This window comes from Lysinibacillus sp. ZYM-1, assembly GCF_001308875.1.
Lineage (GTDB): Bacteria > Bacillota > Bacilli > Bacillales_A > Planococcaceae > Lysinibacillus.
In genome coordinates this window covers 48,231-65,969 of sequence record NZ_KQ465118.1, presented here as the reverse complement: position 1 = coordinate 65,969, position 17,739 = coordinate 48,231, and the positions used below count along the sequence as shown (strand labels likewise).

The following is a 17,739-nucleotide window of genomic DNA, read 5'->3' as shown; positions in this document are numbered from 1 at the left end:
AACGAGTATTTAGACATCCACTAAATGAATGCCCATTAAGCATTTATCGAGAAGTGACTGTTGAATTAAGTTAAAAAAACAGGTAAAGAATATACTCTCTACCTGTTTCGTTCTATGCCTTTGCTATTTCTTCTTTACAAAATACTAAAATCCCCTCTAGTTCATCATCCTCTAAAGCAAAATCTAAGTATTCACCCTCTGCTTTTTCCATGATGAAGTAATTTAAAATATATGGCTCCTCTGCCTTTTCACCAATAAGAACACGAATTTCAATACCTGCTTCGTGATATAGCTCATCTTCTTCATCAATTTCAATATCTAAAATAAATTCGTAACGCTTCCCTTCTATAATATTGGTTGGGTCTAAAATTTCTTCCATTGAGAATTGTGTAATTTCCATAATGCTAGCTCCTTTATCTTTAGCTGTTCCTTTCTATATTAAATCAATTTCAGCATGGGTCAACTAGAAAAGCCGTATACACTTGTAAGTAATTATGCCAAAATAAAATGGAATCCATCTAACGTTAACCATTACCTACATAAAAAGGAGGCTTTTACTTGAAAGATCTATTATATTATCAGGATGTAATGTTACGTGAGTTTGATGCTCATATTGTCAGTAAAGAAACCGACGAAGCTGGTCGTCATTTTGTGGTACTATCTAATACTGCATTCTATCCAACTGGTGGAGGGCAACCTCATGACACAGGTACATTGAATGGGATAGAGGTCATAGATGTTGAGAAAATTGACGAAGAGATTCGTCATTATATTCAAGGTAGTCTATCTGAATTGGACGATGTTGTACACGGCGAGTTAAATTGGTCTAGACGATTCGATCATATGCAGCAGCATGCTGGTCAACATATTTTAACAGCGGCATTTGTAGAGCTTTTTGATGCCCAGACTGTTAGTTTTCATCTAGGAAGCGAGCAGGTCACAATTGACATTGCTGTAGATGCTTTGACTGAACAACAGTTGGCTGCAGCTGAGGCAAGAGCAAATGAAATCATTTTAGAAAACCGCTCTATTGAAACAACATGGATTACAGAAAATGAACTTGGCAATTATCATCTTCGTAAAGAAGTAGCTGTAACCGGAGATATTCGACTAGTCATCATTCCTAACTATGATTACAACGGTTGTGGTGGAACCCATCCAACAACTACTGGGCAGGTCAGTGCCATCAAAATTCTAGGAACTGAAAAAATGAAGGGCAATGTGCGCGTCTCCTTTGTTTGTGGACAACGTGTTTTAAACGAGCTTGCTATGCGTAAAAAAGTGTTAGCAGATGTAGCACGACAACTCAGTGTCCCTGAAGTAGAAGCTGCTACAGCTCTCTCTAAAGTACTATCCGTTCAGAAAAATACTGAAAAGGCACTTGCTGCAGCCAAAGAAGAGTTACTAACATACGAAGCAAAAGCACTGGTTCCAAATAGCGAAGGTGTAGTTACTGCTACTTTTCAACAACGGACAATGCAAGAACTACAAAAAATAGCACGTATGATTGTTTCTGAACAACTAGACATTACAGCCTTGCTTGTTTCAGAAAGTGAAGGCAAGCTGCAGTTCGTTGCAGCAAGAGGAAAAAATGTATCCAAAAGCATGAAGGTTATTGCAGAAAAGGCACTACCCCTTATTAATGGTAAGGGTGGCGGAAGCGACCAAATGGTACAAGGTGGAGGCGAATGTACGATTTCTAAAGAAGAGCTTTTAGAAGCTATGCAAAACGCATAATCCCGCTAGCAAAAGAGGAGCTGTCATAACTGACAGCTCCTTCTTCTTTAATATTTAAATTTTTGGATGGCCCCGTATAAACGTTTTGCCATTTCTGATAGCTTTTCTGTTTGATCATTCATCGTTGTAACTGTTTTTAATTGTTCTGTTGTGGCCTCTGTAACCTCATGCACATAATCACTTGCAGCATGTGCAGTAGCCGCCATTTCTTCCATAGATGCTGAAACTTCCTCTGTATTTGCAGACATTTGTTCAGCAGAAGCATTCATTTCTTCAACTTGGCCTGCTATTTCCACAACAGCTTGAACCATCTCCTCGAAGCGCTCACCCACTGCCTCAATAGATGCTAATCCTCGTCCAACATTCTCTTCACCTGATTCTGCCGCCTTAACTACTTCTAATGTGTACGCTTGAACTCGTTCGATTAACACATTAATTTTAGTAGCTGACTCGGCTGTTTGCTCCGATAGCTTACGAACCTCTTCTGCCACAACGGCAAAGCCTTTACCAGCATCTCCTGCTCTTGCAGCTTCAATAGATGCATTTAGTGCTAATAAATTTGTTTGATCGGAAATATCAGTAATCATATTAGAAATTAAGCTAATTTCCTCTGACTCCTTTTCTAGCTTGTGAATAATCATTAGCTCGGTAGTAGTCCCTTGCTGAATCTCATTCATACGATGAATGGACTGTTGGACAGCGTTATTACTTTCACTAATTCTCTGGGAAATAAAGTCTGTATTTGAGGCAATTGTTGAAGCTACTTCGGCCACATTTTGTATACCCAATGCCATTTGTTCCATTGCAGAAGCACTTTCCTCTGCCATCACTGTTTGACTTTGGGCTCCTCTATCTACTTCATTTATGGCACCGGCTATTTGCTTAGAATGCTTTGTTACAGCAGTTACATCCCCCATTAAATCACACGAGGCTTCATTCACTGTAGTTGCTTCATGGCTCACTTTTGCTATCATTTCCCGCATATTATCAGTCATGCGATCTAATGCACGCGACATTGTCCCCATCTCATCAATACGTTTTAAATACTTCTCAGGAATCTCCTGTGTAAAGTCACCTTCTGATAAGCCTTCACTAATACGGAGCATATGACGAAGTGGTCTACTAACAGACCGTGAAATAACAAACGAGATGAATAGTCCTAGTAACGAAACAATAATGGTCGTCACAATAAAGTTTGTCTTAAGCTTAGAAAGCCCTGAAAACATTTCATTTTCTAAAGCTATAACGCCCATTTTCCAACCATTATCAAGCGTATGGTAGCCCATTAAGTTTGTACCCGCATCCTCTGATTTAAATGCGAAGTAACCGCTTTTATTTGCAATCATTTCTTTGGCTGCCAATGCTCTACCTGTCATTACACCTTTTTCTTCTGCTTCCTTGATGGGATTATTTTGTTCTTTCACATATGAATGCTTATTATGCCCAATGATGGTTCCTTTAGCGTCTAACATAAATGCGTAGCCACTGTTTCCAACTTTAATATCCTCTACAATATTGGATAAATAGTAGCCATCCATGCGGGCTAGTAATAATGCTTTTTCACCTGTCGCTGTATCTATAGGTGACACAATTAAAATAACTGGTTCACCTGTTACACGGCTAATCGTGATTTCAGACATTACAGACTTACCAGTAAAACCTTCCTTAACATAATCACGATCACCCAATTCAGCGGTTGTATCATCTAAATAATGGGCAATCCCATCAGCCTTAATAATGCCAAATCCTAAGTAATTCTTATTATTAGCAAGACGTTTGGATAAATATTGTTTTTGTGTTTCAAAATCCATACTACGAACTGCCTCTTGCTCCGCAATTGCCTCAACTTCTACTAATGTTAATTGAAAATGTTCTTCTATGTATTGTGAAACATCTTCGGCTCTTGATACCAAATTTGATTCCACTTGCTCATTCATTGCCTTTGTACTATTTATCCAAGTAGACAGTCCCAGCGTGCCACACGTCACAAAAACAAGAGCTATAATTGCAACGACTAATTTACCGCCAATTCCTTTTATCCACATTTCCTTTTTCTCACTTCTTCCATTTTTAGCTATAAAATTCAGTTATTTATGCATTACTCTCAGAGTAAAGTCAGTAAAAGTATAAGTCAACAAAACTTTTCCAATAAGATTAATTAATGTATAATAATACCATTTTCACTATCGTTATAGTGCTTACAATTTTCTACAAATTTTTGACTTTTCGGCTCATTTTGTTATAGCTGGACAAAATACAACAATTCTATTGGATGAAATTTAAACTTTTTCCAACAGAAATTGATTATAATTCACATTTTTTGCTGATTATTAGAAATAGGATAGATTCAAAATTTTGAGGGGAGGATGACTATGAGTTCAGACAAGAACAATGTTTCACGTCGAGACTTTTTAAAAACGACTGGTATTGCTGCCGGGACATTAGTCGGCGGTGGATTAATAGGAGGTCTAGTAGGCTACAACATTAATGGTAAAGGAACTTCTACTCTGGAGCATGGGGGACATGGTACTACCAATGAGGCCCTAGGTTCACCGAAAGCAAAAATGTTTTTTAGAAATGAAAGGGATTTTAGTATTTTATCAAAGGCAACAGAACGTATTTTTCCAGAAGATGATTTGGGGCCAGGTGCTATAGGGTTGGATGTTCCCTATTTTATCGACCATCAACTAGCTGGAAATTATGGGAGTAATTCCAAAGAATATATGCATGGTCCTTTTGATGTGGGTTCCCCTACACAAGGTTATCAAAGCCGCCTAACACGAGCTGAAATCTTCAGACAGGGTATTCAAAAAATGGAGGATGAAGCTCAGAAGCGTTTTAAGAAGAGCTTCAATGATTTAGACGGTAAACAAATCGATGAAATTTTAACAGCTTTTCAAAAGGGTGAAGTAGAAATGGTTGGTGTGCAATCCGCATTCTTCTTTACATTGTTACGGGCCGCTACTTTAGAGGGTGCCTATTCTGATCCAATGTACGGTGGTAATCGTAATATGGATGGCTGGCGCATGAAGAACTTCCCTGGTCACCAGATGGCTTATATTTCACAAATTGAAGATGCGAAATTCCAAAAAATTGAGCCTAATGCATTGGGCAACCACTAAGGGGGGTTAAAACATGGCCAAAACATTACCAAGTGTAGACGTTGTAACAGTTGGTGTAGGTTGGACCGGTGGTATCGTTGCTGCTGAATGTGCGAAAGCCGGTTTAAAGGTTGTAGGTTTAGAGCGAGGACAAAAGCGTGGTACCGAAGATTATTTAAACGTTCATGATGAATACCGTTATGCAATTCGTTATGATTTAATGCAAAATCTATCCAAAGAAACTGTTTCTTTTCGTAATGATCGTAATATGAAGGCATTACCAATGCGTCAGCTAGGTTCCTTTTTACTGGGAGAGGGGTTGGGAGGATCAGGAACACACTGGAACGGAATGACCTATCGCTTTTTACCCTATGATTTCCAAATCAAAACGCTAACCGACAAACGTTATGGTCCAAACAAACTTGGGCCAGATTATCTCATTCAAGATTGGGGTTTAACATATGATCAACTTGAGCCTTATATGGACAAGTTTGAAAAAACAGCTGGTATTTCAGGAGATGACAAAAATCCATTTAGTGGAAAGCGTTCAAATCCCTATCCGACCGGACCTATGAAAAAAACTCCTATGCTTGCGCAATTTGAAAAAGCTGCAAAAGACTTAAAGCTAACACCTTATATGGTGCCATCAGCAAACGTCTCTGAAGTTTATAAAAATCCCGATGGTGAAACGATTAATGCTTGTCAATATTGCGGCTTTTGTGAACGCTTTGGTTGCGAGTATGGAGCAAAATCTTCTGCAGAAATTACAGTTGTCCCAACTGCATTAAAGACAGGTAATTTCGATTTACGCTACAATTCTAACGTTGTTGAAATTTTGAAACAAGGCAATAAAACTACTGGTGTAAGATATATCGATACCGTATCAGGAGAAGAATATATTCAGCCTGCCAACGCTGTCGTATTAACTAGTTACGTCTTTAATAATGCCAAGCTTTTAATGGTTTCTGACATAGGTGAAAGATATGACCCTACTACTGGTAAAGGGACACTCGGAAGAAACTATTGCTATCAAATCTTACCTGGTGCTGCTGGTTTCTTTGACGAACAATACAATACCTTTATGGGGGCAGGCTCTTTAGGCATGTGTGTAGACGACTATAACGGTGATAATTTTGACCATAGTGAATTAGATTTTATTCATGGTGGCAATATCGCTCTCACACAGACAGGTACCCGTCCAATTGGGTCAAATCCAACCCCTCCAGATACACCTACATGGGGGCCAGAATTTAAAAAGCAATCTATTCATTACTTTACACGCTCATTCGGGATTGGTGCGCAAGGAGCGTCAATGCCACATAAGCAAAATTATTTAACGTTAGATCCTACCTACAAGGATGCGTACGGACTTCCATTGATGCAACTAACGTACAACTTTACGGATCAGGATCGTGCGCTTCATAAATATATTTCTGCCCGTGCAGCTGACATTATGAAGCAAATGGGCGCAAAAACAATCGTCCCAAATGCTGAAATTACGGATTACAATATTGTGCCTTACCAAACAACACATAACACAGGTGGAACTGTGATGAGCTTAACACCAGAGCAAGGGGTTGTAAATAATTACCTACAACACTGGAATGTTGATAACCTCTTTGCTGTAAGTGCTGGAAACTTTGCTCATAATAGCGGCTACAATCCAACTGGTACGTTGGGAGCACTGGCTTACCGTTGTGCAGAAGGTGTCATTAAATATAGTCAATCAGGTGGTTCCTTAGTTTAATTTTTTATAATCCAACTATTTTATTAAAGGAGGTAAGGCATATGGGTGGTCTTGGAGCAATTGGAGTACCTGGATTAGTCATTATTTTAGTCATCGTGTTAATTGTATTTGGTCCAAAAAAATTACCAGAAATCGGTGGAGCAGTTGGAAAAACCTTTGCAGAATTTAAAAAGTCTACTAAGGGGCTTATAGAAGATGATGATGATTCCGTGAAAAAGGTCGAAAAAAAATCTGATGCTTCGTAGGAGGGTTTCCTATGGATCCTTATGAGGATGGAAAGAGGAAATTTTTAAGCCCTCTTGATAAACCACAAACTGAGCCCCCGTTACCTATGGAGGCTTTAGTTGAAATACCAGCGGTAACAATGGAAGAAGAGCATGTATTAGATGAGCCTCTTATACCTGTTACCTCATTATTGGAACATCTTTCTGAACTACGTAAGCAAATTATAAAAGGGCTAACTGTTTTTATTTTATTTTTTATTGTTGTTTTTTCTACAATTAATATTTGGTTTCCCTTCGTAACTCGAGGTCATTCTCTCATTATTTTAGGACCGCTTGAGGTCGTCAAATTCTATATGACCATTTCAACTACCTTAGCATTTGGTCTTTCAATGCCTTTTCTCGTTCATTTTCTGTGGAGCTTTGTAAAACCGGGATTAAAGGAAGCAGAAAGCCGTTTTTTAGGACTCTATGCACCAATTATGCTAGTCCTTTTCTTAATGGGGATCGCTTTTGGCTACTTTGTTGTAAACCCGCTAAGCTATTCATTCTTAGTGAGCATAGGAGCTACCAATTTCGATGTCATGGTATCAGCAAATGAATATATGCATTTTTTAATCATGACCACGGTACCGCTTGGTTTATTATTTGAATTACCGATTGTTGCCCTGTTTTTATCGGCTATTGGTGTACTGACTGCTGAATCCATGAAAAAAATACGAGGTTGGTCATATATGGGGATGGGTGTAGGCTCTGCTGTCATAACACCACCCGATTTCATTAGTCAACTACTTGTATTAATTCCGATGCTTATTTTGTATGAAATAAGCATTTACCTCGTCAAACGCACAGAACGAAAACAAATTGAAAGCACTGCGTAAATTTCACGCAGTGCTTATTTTTTCTTTAAATCCATCACAATAATTTCTGGGAGATTAAAAATGCGGAATGGTACCGAGCTATTGCCTAAACCACGACTAACAACCATCTTAGTCGTTCCTTCATCATAGACACCGGCAGTATATTTTGGAAATAGCCCCTGTCCAGGTGCTACAAGTCCTCCAAGTCCCGGAATACGAACTTGCCCACCATGCGCATGTCCAGAAAACACTAAATCTATGTCATAATTTACATACGTATTAAACACTTCAGGTCGATGCGCCAGTAACAGCTTAAACATATCGTCTGGTAAATATGCTGTAGCCATATCCAGCATGTCCTCTGTTGATCTACCCATTAACGGATCTTCAATTCCAACAATCGCCAAGCGCTCCCCGTCGCGCTCTAACACGGTCGATTCATTGGCCATGATATGTACCCCTAACGATGATAGCGCCTCATAAATTTCACTAACCTTATTCGTCGCCACTTCATGGTTTCCCAGTACATAATAAACATCCGCTATTTCAACTAGTCCTTTAACTGCCTGTAAACTTTGTTTTAAATCGTAGCGATTGCTATCAATCACATCACCTGTGATAAAAATATAGTCAGGATTTGTATCCTTAACCTTAGCAATCAGTTTTTGCTGATTGTTACCAAAGAGGGCATCATGTAAATCCGATACCTGTACAATGCGCAGCCCATCAAAGCTGGCAGGCATTTTTTCTGATTCGAACACATGCTTACTAACGACTAGCCAGTGATTGTTTACGTACAAAAAAATGACTATAAAAACAACAAAAAAAATACCATATAATAATTTTTTCAATCGCAATCGCTCACTTTGCGGCTACTTTTTTCAGAAAAAAACTCTGACTTCCCTATTATAAGCAAAAAACGGAGTGATTGTAAGTATATGCGCTTTAATTACATAAAATGCACAAAATTTATTCATACCCTTGCGCTCTTTATAGGAAATCATACGCATTTTATCTATTCTTAGTGATATTTCGCATGATATAATATGGGTATAATTTCATATTTGCGTACATACAAAAAGTTTTAATATCATTACCTTAAAATATTACAAGAATGAGAGAACAAGAATGAGAAAGTTATTACTTATTTTTATGGTCATTATTAGTGTTGTGATAATTGGCTTGATAGCTCAATTACTTAATAATGAGAGCCCAAATGCTCCGAAAGCCATTGCAGGAGTAATTGATCTTAGACAGTATGATTTGCACAATAATACTGTAAGCTTGGATGGAGAATGGGATTTCGTCCCCAATAAATTATTGAATTATTCGGAATTAGACACCCATCCTTCTTATTTAGTAAATGTCCCATCACTTTGGTCAAGGTACAAGCTTGATGATCAAAATTTTACTACATTTGGTAGCGGTACCTATCGTTTAAAAATTTTAATTAATCCTACTGATACTATATTAGGCATAAAAACAGGTAATATTCGGATGTCGAATGCCATTTACATAAATGAAAAACGTATTGGGCAAAGTGGAGAACCTGCAGAGGATACGACGTATATACAACAAAATGTACCGTATGTTGCTTATTTCTCGCCTGAAAAAGGTGAACTTGAGCTCATCATTCATGTAGCTAATTTTGATTATGCATCAGGTGGTGGAATTATTGGTTCCATTTTTATTGGGGATCAAGAGAGTATTGGCAAATTAAGAGAAAGCTCACTTTTCTACGACTTAATAACCATAGCTGCTTTTTTTACAATGTTTATTTATTTTGCTGGTTCCTACCTATATGCCAAGCTCGAAATTGAGCAGCTCTACTTTTCCTTATTCTGCTTTATGGTCGGTTTGTACAGTATATCTCATGGAGAAAAAATATTAATGTCGATAATTCCTATCAGCTATGAATTCCTGATAAGAATCCAAATCATTTCAAGTATCAGTTCAGGAATCTTCATGCTGTTGTACTTTTACCATGCCCTAAAGCAATTTTCCCATAAAAAGTTTGTGAAAGCACTTTGTATAATTGGCATTTTATTATTAGCTACGGTTATGCTCCCAATATCCATTAGCTCATACCTACAAACTGTACATTCTATTTATATTTTATTAATTATCTTTTATATGCTTTATATTCAAACCATTGCAATCTTTAAACGATTAGTAGGAGCCATTTATTTATGGCTTAGTTCTATGGCTATTTTTATTTATATGGTTGTAGCTACTTTAAATCTCAATATCAATCTAGAAATTTACTCCTTACCTCCCTTGCTTCCTTTTATTTGTTTAACGATGCTGTCTCTTTATATTTCTCATCGTTTTACAGATTCTTATTTAGAAAAAGGAAGATTAACAAATGCTTTAATGCGAGTGGATAAATTAAAAGATGAATTTCTCGCAAAAACTTCACATGAATTTCGCACCCCATTACACGGTGTGCTTGCCATATCTCAGTCCATGTTAGAGCCTCAGGAAAGCTCTACATTAACGATGGAACAAAAAGAAAAATTATCGCTCATATTTAATATCACAGAAAAGTTATCACATCTTGTTAATGACATACTTGATTTTTCAAAGTTAAAAGAGGGTGAACTAAAACTACGCCTTACCAACGTTGATCTTTATTCTGTAACCCATGTCATCGTTGAAATATTGTCGTACATCGGAAATAAAGACGTAAAGATATACAATTACATTGAACGAGGAACATTTATAGTAGCTGACGAGGATAGACTGCGACAAATTCTTTATAACATAATAGAAAATGCTGTTAAATATACGAGGCATGGAAAAGTGGAGATTTCATGTTACGAAGAACAGGGATCTCTTGCTATTGAAGTAAGTGACACTGGTCGAGGCATTGCTCCAGAACATTTAGAGTCGATATTTGAACCCTTCCGCCAGTTAGAGGACGCGAGTAAAGGTGCGGGTCTAGGTCTGAATGTGACGAAAGAGCTTGTGGAGCTGCATGGTGGAGAAATCACGGTCCACTCCATTGTTGGTCGAGGAACGACTTTCTGCGTCAAACTACCTGTGGAGTCAATAATAAAAGGTCAACAAGATAAGCAACAACAAAATAAAATCACCCTAACTAAAGATTATTTACCAATAGCATTTCCTTATTTTGCAGAAAGAAAAATGGGCAAAAAAATACTGATTGCTGATGATGATCATATTAACCTCAAAGTACTAATCGATATTCTTGCAAAGGAAAATTACTCTATCATTGCTGTTGATGATAGTCGGCAAGTCTTTGAACAATTAATATTACATCCAGATATAGACTTATTGATTTTAGATATTATGATGCCTAACCTTTCTGGATATGAGGTTTGCCAACAAATAAGAAGCAACTATTCTTCAGCAGAGCTACCAATTTTAATGCTCACGGCAGCTATTCGACCAGAAGATTTTCTTGCAGCATTCCAATCCGGAGCTAATGATTTTTTACATAAACCATTAGATACCGCTGAATTGAAGACAAGAGTTCGCAATCTTATCTTGCTAAAGGAATCGGCGGAAACTGCAATTAAAATGGAAACCGCATTTTTGCAAGCACAAATTAAACCACATTTTATATACAATGTTTTAAATTCTATTTTATCGCTAAGCTATTTAGACTTGGATAAAGCTCGAATTATGATAACGGATTTTGCCACATTCTTAAGAAGCAGCTTCTCGTTTGAGAATACAAATAGCCTTATTCCTCTTGAACAGGAGCTTACGCTTATACAAGCTTACGTCAATATTCACCAGACAAGATATCCAGATCAGCTTGCATGGGACATTCAGATGGAGGAGCCTTTAAATATACTGATTCCCCCTTTGCTACTTCAGCCGTTAGTAGAAAATGCTCTTTTTCACGGTTTAAAGAACAAGCGAGTAAATGGAAAAGTAACAATGACTATTAAAAATGATCAACAAATGATTGATATCAAAATTAAGGATAACGGTAGTGGTATGACACAAGAATTAGTAGAAAAGATTCTATCGGAAGAGCCATCCGTTCATAAGAGTGTGGGGATCCGCAATATCTCTAAACGTTTAAAAAAATATGAGAATGCCACTTTCCATATTGAGAGTGTTGTAGATGAAGGAACGACCGTGAAACTAAAATTCCCGCTATTTTTAGATGAAGAGAGGTGAAAGAATGTTAAAAGCAATCATTGTTGACGATGAAATTTTAGCAATCAATTTATTAGAGGCTATGTTAAAGGACAATGCAGCTATTGATGTTATCGGGAAATTTCAAAACCCACTGAACGCTATAGCAAACATCCCTACCCTCAAACCAGATATTCTTTTTTTAGATATTGAAATGGCAGAGATGAATGGGATTGATTTTGCTAGTAAAATAGAAGATTTAACACATCTATTGGATATCGTTTTTGTAACTGCCTATGAGCATTATGCAATTGATGCCTTTTCTGTTCAAGCTATTGACTATATCTTGAAGCCCATTGAGAAAGATCGTTTAATGAAAACAATTGAGAGAATCTCTCTAAGAAGGGGTAAAATACAGTTACTAACAGATATAGAAATGCGAAATGAAAATGTTCAAGTCATCGATAATTTTCACTTTCACGTTCATTCAGGAAAGGTTTACATCGATGAAGCAGCTTTAATCTTATCTACTAAAGAATTTCAAATTCTGTTCTTTTTAGCACAGCGACCTGAGCAAATTTTTCATCCGTCTGATCTGTATAAGCTCATTTGGGCGGAAGATAGTATAGGACAAACACAGGCATTAAAGGTTCATATTAGTAATTTACGAAGAAAGCTGGAGTCCATCTCAGGCCACCGGGCTAAAATTGTAACTGTGAGAGGATCTGGTTATCAATTCCTCTTTGAATAATGATAAAAAAGCACGACGATTGGTTAATGAAATCGTCGTGCTTCGTTTTATTTTTTTGCCGCTTCTTGAATCTCATAAAATGCCCAATGCTTTCTTGGGACATCTTTAAATATTGGATTTTGATGTTCTGTTGTAACTTGACGCTCAAACAACCGATTTAGGACCTTCACTGCTTGCGCACGCGTTAAATATCCATCTGGATTAAATGTGTCTGCCGTTATACCAGTCATAATGCCCAATCCATTGACAGTATTAATCGCTTGAACAGCCCAATGATTATTACTAACATCTTTAAAAATTTTGTCTAGTGAAGTTGGTTTACAAAAATCTGCATTTGGACTGTCTGCGCACTGCTTTTCCATCCATCGAGCTGCTATTGCTGCCATTTGGGCACGTGTAATGAAGCCATTTGGATGAAAGCTTGTCTCAGTAACACCGTTAAATAAACCTGCTTCCTTCACAAATTCTATTGCATCTTTCGCATCATGCTGAACAGTATCTGTAAACGTCGCCTTAGACATCGGAATTGCATTACCTGTTAATTGACGAGCAAACATACTTGCCATTTGTGCGCGAGTGACAGAAGAATTTGGTCTAAATGTACCGTCTGCATAGCCTTGAATATAAGGTGTATGTGTAATATGGTCAGTCGTTGGTTCCTCTACATTTTCATCCTCTGGTAAATAGAGAATGGAGAAGGTAGAGAATTTCTGAACTTCAAATTGCAAACCTAACATATCTTTTTGATAATCTACAACTTTGCCACGTATTAACTCTTTTGTGCCATCGCTATGCTCAATGAAAATAGCCAAATTATCGAGTTGTTCTTGCGTTATATTTTTCGGTAATGGCAATGTTAATGTCACTGGGCGATTCTGCATATTTGTTTCAATCGTCATTGGACGACCAATTAAATTCACTTTTTCGCTTTGTAATGTATCTTTAATTAATTCTTCTTTTAGTATTCTTTCCTCCACTTGATGTTGCTGTTCTAATGACTTAATAGGAACCAATCGGAAGTATAAATCATTACTAAAATTCGACATAGATACATTTGGAATAGAAATTACAGCATTCATAGTAGCAATTTCTAACTGTATATTTCCTGCATGTATTTGAGCTAATGAAGATTTAGGAATATCAATGACAACTTCACTAACTTTATCGTTTGCATCAGGAATAATAATACGAGCAGTATCATTGCCCAATTGTTTCGCTTTTTCAATTGTTTCCTTAGCGATAGCCTCCGACATGGAAACATGATCCTTTATTACTCCATCTGGCATTGTTGTACGAATAATTGGTGTTTTAGTTAAATTCACACCATCTTCTCCTTCGACATCAACAACAATATGTTCTGTGTTTGTTGATGGTGTAGAGCTTTCACTGTTACTACTATCATTGCTGGTAGGTGGTGATACAATACTAACCCACTTTGCATAAATAATGATGTTTCTAGTTATAGAACTACTATCAAAATCAAATAATTTTTCTAGTGTACTACTTGTGTACCAACCTCCAAATGTATAGTCTGCTTTCGTTGGAGCTGATGTTGGTTTACTTACTTTTCCTCCATGTGCTACAGACTGACTGGATACCATACTGCCTCCGTCCGTATTAAAACTCACGGTATATGTCTGTGCATTCCACTTAGCATAAATTGTCATAGTTTCTGTAATGACACTATTAAAATCATAGGCTTGCGTATGGTCAGCGTCTTTATACCAGCCTCCAAATGTGTAGCCTACTTTCGTCGGCTCTGGGGTTGGTTCACTTGCTTTTTCTCCGTGTACTACGGATTGACTTGGTACTGCACTTCCTCCGTCCATATTAAAACCTACTGTATACGTCTGTGCATTCCACTTGGCGTAAATTGTCATAGTTTCTGTAATGACACTATTAAAATCATAGGCTTGCGTATGGCCAGCGTCTTTATACCAGCCTCCAAATGTGTAGCCTGCCTTCGTTGGCTCTGTGGTAGGTTGGCTTGCTTTTTCCCCATGATTTACCGTTTGATTTGATACGGCACTTCCTCCTGCTACATCAAACCTCACTGTATAATGATTAATTACCCATTGTGCGAAAAGTGTGATATTCTCGCTGACTATTTTAAACGTAGCATTTGGCAAATAAGAAGTTCCTGTACCATCCGCCTTTGTATTCCAGCCTATAAAAGAGTGTCCTGTTTTAACAAGGTGCCCCTCATTTGCAGCTACAATAACATTGTCATTTTGACTATATGTTGCATTATCTTGAGGTACAGTACCACTCGTACTACCGTTACCATTGTATAAAACAGTATAAGTTAAAGGTGAAATGATTTTTGCTGATGATGATACTCCTTGATCGCCATCTAAAATTAGTAGTTCATTACCTTTTGGTTGTACAGTAAAAGTATAGCTTCCTATGCCATTTGTTTGGAACGCGGTAGTAAAATCAACACCTTCATTGATATTCCCAGCTAATACATTCGCTGCTGTTCCAATTACTGTACCTCCCTTATACAGAAGCACATCATAACTCACCGCATTAGGAATAGCTGGCCATTTTGCAATATTTCCATACCAGCTCAAGCTATTTGTAATACTTGCTAGTTTAATCATCGTTTGTTTATTAGAAGGGATAGAAGGCGCTCCATCTAAATATGTAAACCCATCTCCCTTGGCTGATACGGTTACTGTATATGCCCCCGCTCCAGCTGCACGCATTGCTGGTAAGAAATTATGCGTTGTTGAATCTGCTGCTTTATCAACGACACTACCAATTGGAGAGCCATCTTTAAAGAGTTGGACAGCATAGGAAGATTCACCTGTTATATCTGTCCATGTCGCATCACCACTAGTGCTTAAGTCCACATTGCCAACTTGCTGCAGTGTAGGTAATGCTCTTTTTACCGTGAGTGTATATGTTTTAGTTACGCCGTTTTCAGCAGTCACAACAATGGTAATCGTGTTATTGCCTTTATTTAGAGGTATTGTTGTCAATTGCCCATTTGTAATTAAGGCACCATTTAATGTAAGAGTTGCGCTACTATTGGCTGCTGTTGGCGTTACATCAATAGATTCAACATCATGAGCCACATTGACCTGATAATCCACTATACTATCTTTAAAATTTGGAATTAAAGTGCCTGGTGAAAGAACTAAATCACTTAAATTGGCATTATTACTAGGAGATAACGTGGTAAAACGCCATATATCTTTTGCTGTTATACCCGCTACACCCTGATGCCTTGTATTCTCAAATGCCCCACCATCCATTAATACATAATAAGTCTTTCCTTTTAATAGATTGTTGGTTAGTTGAATGGATACCGTTGAGCCATTTACTGTGACAACATTTGTATTAGTAGCTGCTATTGAATCTATTAAATTATCATTTCCCGCATCATAGATACGAATGTTCCTTCCTTCAACAGCATTTATATTTGCGCTAAATGTTAAAGAAAGTGGAGAGTTGACTGAAACATATTGTGCATTGTTTGCTGGTGCTGTTGAAATAAGTGTAGGCGCAATATCTTGAGCATCGCCATAATTAATTTGTAAATATGGATCCCAATCACGGGTAATTGTATTTCCTGATTTAACAATATACATATTTTGAGAATCACTACTCAGTAAAAATGTAATCTGTTGTCCATCAATTGCTGATGGACTTTCCAATAACTGTTTTACATCAATTGATACCTTAACCGGTTCACCTGTCATACTTCTCGAGATAGATTCTTTTTCTGAAGATAAACCTGTTAACTCATTTGGAAAGCTTCCATTAATCCAATTACTCGACCCAACTCTTGTTACTAAGTCAGCAGTTGGCAATCCAGCTATATTATCATTATCATTCAAAACATATAATATAAGGTTAGCTGAAATAATGCTTTTAGTCGTATCAATCGAATTAAACTTCATAGCAGCTACAAACGTTTTATTATCAATATGTGAAACATCGAACGACTCATCATTATCTCCAATCAAACTTTCAAAGTTACCATTACTATCATTTACTGCATTCAACTGGACTACTGGATGTAACAGCGGTACAAGAGTACTTGCACTTGAAGGTTGTATTCCTAAAGTGGTGAAAACCATCATTGCTATGGTGACAATTACAAATACTTTGTATATGGCTGTTTTCATAAAAGAAGTTAAATCCATTCTCACTCCCTCTTTCTATGGCTTCGGAGGAAAAATTCCCTCTAAGCAAATAATAAAATTCAGTGCAACAAAAGGCTGCATATTATTGTGTGGCTGATTTCCACCTATCGACTTTACTATGTCCGCTTTCATTGCCACTGCATTTTTTAAACCAACATATGGTTTTGACGAAATTGCTAACTCACTTCCCCAAATAGCATTGGTAGGATTTTCAATGCCACCTGCTACTAAAGAGGAACCTTGTGCTCTATGAGTATGAATAGGCATTTGCGTTTCATTAAGTGTTACTGTACTTGATCCTATTGATTGTGCAATTGTTCTTGGCGTTAAATCAGGACCATTACCAAAGTGCATAGGAGCTCGTCCCCTTAAATCAGGTAAGTTAAATGTTGTCCTACCATCTCCGCCATAAGTTGTTCCGAGAATCGCAAACAAAGCACTATATTGAGCGACAGGCAATTGACTGCCATCACAGAATGCCCAGTCCCTCGGAGCATAGTTTCCTGCGAAAATTCTAATTTCACCTAAATACGGATCCATTCCCTGATTCCTCCTTATCCTCTACTTGGAAAAATACCCATTGTTGCGATACAAAAAGATACACTTAAATAAGGCTGCATATTATTATGTGGTTGGCTCTGTCCTGTCCTTGACAAAGCAGCTTCATGCATGGCCACATTATCATTTTTCGCGTAAATATCCTTTCCATTAACTGCCCCCCATGTATTGTCTTTGGGTGAAGGCTTATCTGTCGTTGATGCATCGGCTGTTATTTGATGTGTATGAGACGGCATTTCATTAACGGTCAATGTATGATCTGCTTCTCCGCCTACTGTTCCGTATGCAATTTGATTACCTGGGTGTATTGGTACCTTCCCTTGTAAATTAGGAATCGCAAAAGTTGTCTTACCATCCCCTCCGTAGGTAGGTCCTAACAATGAATAAAGTGCAGTATTTGTAGATATTGATAACAGTTGACCATTACAAGGTAGCCAGCCATTCGGTATTCCATCGAAACTAAAAAGACGTATTTCTCCTAAAAATGGCTCTGCCAT

General features: G+C 37.5%; 13 protein-coding genes. 7 read left to right on the top strand and 6 right to left on the bottom strand.

Annotation, left to right across the window (positions count from 1 at the left end):
- Positions 1 to 112 precede the first annotated feature (112 nt).
- Positions 113 to 400, bottom strand: a complete 288-nt coding sequence (locus AO843_RS12115; protein ID WP_054611356.1) for a DUF6509 family protein — start codon at positions 398 to 400, stop codon at positions 113 to 115.
- Between the two features lie 158 nt (positions 401 to 558).
- On the opposite strand from AO843_RS12115, the gene AO843_RS12110 reads away from it, so the two are divergent.
- The gene (locus AO843_RS12110; RefSeq protein WP_054611355.1) at positions 559 to 1,737 is read left to right on the top strand and encodes an alanyl-tRNA editing protein; all 1,179 of its coding nucleotides are present in this window, start codon (positions 559 to 561) and stop codon (positions 1,735 to 1,737) included.
- A gap of 47 nt (positions 1,738 to 1,784) precedes the next feature.
- Here the strand turns inward: AO843_RS12110 and AO843_RS12105 are convergent, their stop codons facing one another.
- Entirely contained in the window at positions 1,785 to 3,782 is a 1,998-nt protein-coding gene (locus tag AO843_RS12105) for a methyl-accepting chemotaxis protein (RefSeq protein ID WP_054611354.1), read from the bottom strand.
- A 327-nt stretch (positions 3,783 to 4,109) separates the two neighbouring features.
- On the opposite strand from AO843_RS12105, the gene AO843_RS12100 reads away from it, so the two are divergent.
- Genes AO843_RS12100 through tatC form a run of 4 tightly spaced genes read left to right on the top strand, consistent with a single transcriptional unit; the run spans position 4,110 to position 7,687 of the window.
- Positions 4,110 to 4,859, top strand: a complete 750-nt coding sequence (locus tag AO843_RS12100) for a gluconate 2-dehydrogenase subunit 3 family protein (protein WP_054611353.1) — start codon at positions 4,110 to 4,112, stop codon at positions 4,857 to 4,859.
- Between the two features lie 13 nt (positions 4,860 to 4,872).
- A complete protein-coding gene (locus AO843_RS12095) occupies positions 4,873 to 6,585 on the top strand; it encodes a GMC family oxidoreductase (protein WP_054611352.1) in 1,713 nt (570 codons plus the stop codon).
- A 41-nt stretch (positions 6,586 to 6,626) separates the two neighbouring features.
- Complete coding sequence (gene tatA, locus AO843_RS12090; protein ID WP_054611351.1) at positions 6,627 to 6,830, top strand: twin-arginine translocase TatA/TatE family subunit; 204 nt, start codon at positions 6,627 to 6,629, stop codon at positions 6,828 to 6,830.
- An 11-nt stretch (positions 6,831 to 6,841) separates the two neighbouring features.
- Positions 6,842 to 7,687 (top strand): twin-arginine translocase subunit TatC, encoded by an 846-nt coding sequence (gene tatC / locus AO843_RS12085; RefSeq protein WP_054611350.1) that lies wholly within the window; start codon positions 6,842 to 6,844, stop codon positions 7,685 to 7,687.
- 14 nt (positions 7,688 to 7,701) lie between these two features.
- Here tatC and AO843_RS12080 read toward each other — a convergent pair whose 3' ends face one another.
- Positions 7,702 to 8,517 (bottom strand): metallophosphoesterase, encoded by an 816-nt coding sequence (locus tag AO843_RS12080; RefSeq protein WP_054611349.1) that lies wholly within the window; start codon positions 8,515 to 8,517, stop codon positions 7,702 to 7,704.
- 277 nt (positions 8,518 to 8,794) lie between these two features.
- Between AO843_RS12080 and AO843_RS12075 the strand changes: the two genes are divergently transcribed.
- Entirely contained in the window at positions 8,795 to 11,821 is a 3,027-nt protein-coding gene (locus tag AO843_RS12075) for an ATP-binding protein (RefSeq protein WP_054611348.1), read from the top strand.
- Between the two features lie 4 nt (positions 11,822 to 11,825).
- Complete coding sequence (locus AO843_RS12070; RefSeq protein WP_054611347.1) at positions 11,826 to 12,530, top strand: response regulator transcription factor; 705 nt, start codon at positions 11,826 to 11,828, stop codon at positions 12,528 to 12,530.
- Between the two features lie 47 nt (positions 12,531 to 12,577).
- Here the strand turns inward: AO843_RS12070 and AO843_RS24020 are convergent, their stop codons facing one another.
- Genes AO843_RS24020 through AO843_RS12055 form a run of 3 tightly spaced genes read right to left on the bottom strand, consistent with a single transcriptional unit; the run spans position 12,578 to position 17,739 of the window.
- A complete protein-coding gene (locus AO843_RS24020) occupies positions 12,578 to 16,684 on the bottom strand; it encodes an InlB B-repeat-containing protein (RefSeq protein ID WP_082389452.1) in 4,107 nt (1,368 codons plus the stop codon).
- Positions 16,685 to 16,699: 15 nt separating this feature from the next.
- A complete protein-coding gene (locus AO843_RS12060; RefSeq protein WP_054611346.1) occupies positions 16,700 to 17,224 on the bottom strand; it encodes a phage tail protein in 525 nt (174 codons plus the stop codon).
- A 14-nt stretch (positions 17,225 to 17,238) separates the two neighbouring features.
- Positions 17,239 to 17,739: a phage tail protein gene (locus AO843_RS12055; RefSeq protein WP_054611345.1), complete on the bottom strand. Its 501-nt coding sequence runs from the start codon at positions 17,737 to 17,739 to the stop codon at positions 17,239 to 17,241.

Bases quoted from the DNA above. Each gene is read 5' to 3' on its own strand.
- AO843_RS12115 (WP_054611356.1), bottom strand. From the start codon at position 400: ATGGAAATTACACAATTCTCAATGGAAGAAATTTTAGACCCAACCAAT.
- AO843_RS12105 (WP_054611354.1), bottom strand. From the start codon at position 3,782: ATGTGGATAAAAGGAATTGGCGGTAAATTAGTCGTTGCAATTATAGCT.
- AO843_RS12100 (WP_054611353.1), top strand. From the start codon at position 4,110: ATGAGTTCAGACAAGAACAATGTTTCACGTCGAGACTTTTTAAAAACG.
- AO843_RS12095 (WP_054611352.1), top strand. From the start codon at position 4,873: ATGGCCAAAACATTACCAAGTGTAGACGTTGTAACAGTTGGTGTAGGT.
- tatA (WP_054611351.1), top strand. From the start codon at position 6,627: ATGGGTGGTCTTGGAGCAATTGGAGTACCTGGATTAGTCATTATTTTA.
- tatC (WP_054611350.1), top strand. From the start codon at position 6,842: ATGGATCCTTATGAGGATGGAAAGAGGAAATTTTTAAGCCCTCTTGAT.
- AO843_RS12075 (WP_054611348.1), top strand. From the start codon at position 8,795: ATGAGAAAGTTATTACTTATTTTTATGGTCATTATTAGTGTTGTGATA.
- AO843_RS12070 (WP_054611347.1), top strand. From the start codon at position 11,826: ATGTTAAAAGCAATCATTGTTGACGATGAAATTTTAGCAATCAATTTA.
- AO843_RS24020 (WP_082389452.1), bottom strand. From the start codon at position 16,684: ATGGATTTAACTTCTTTTATGAAAACAGCCATATACAAAGTATTTGTA.
- AO843_RS12060 (WP_054611346.1), bottom strand. From the start codon at position 17,224: ATGGATCCGTATTTAGGTGAAATTAGAATTTTCGCAGGAAACTATGCT.
- AO843_RS12055 (WP_054611345.1), bottom strand. From the start codon at position 17,739: ATGGCAGAGCCATTTTTAGGAGAAATACGTCTTTTTAGTTTCGATGGA.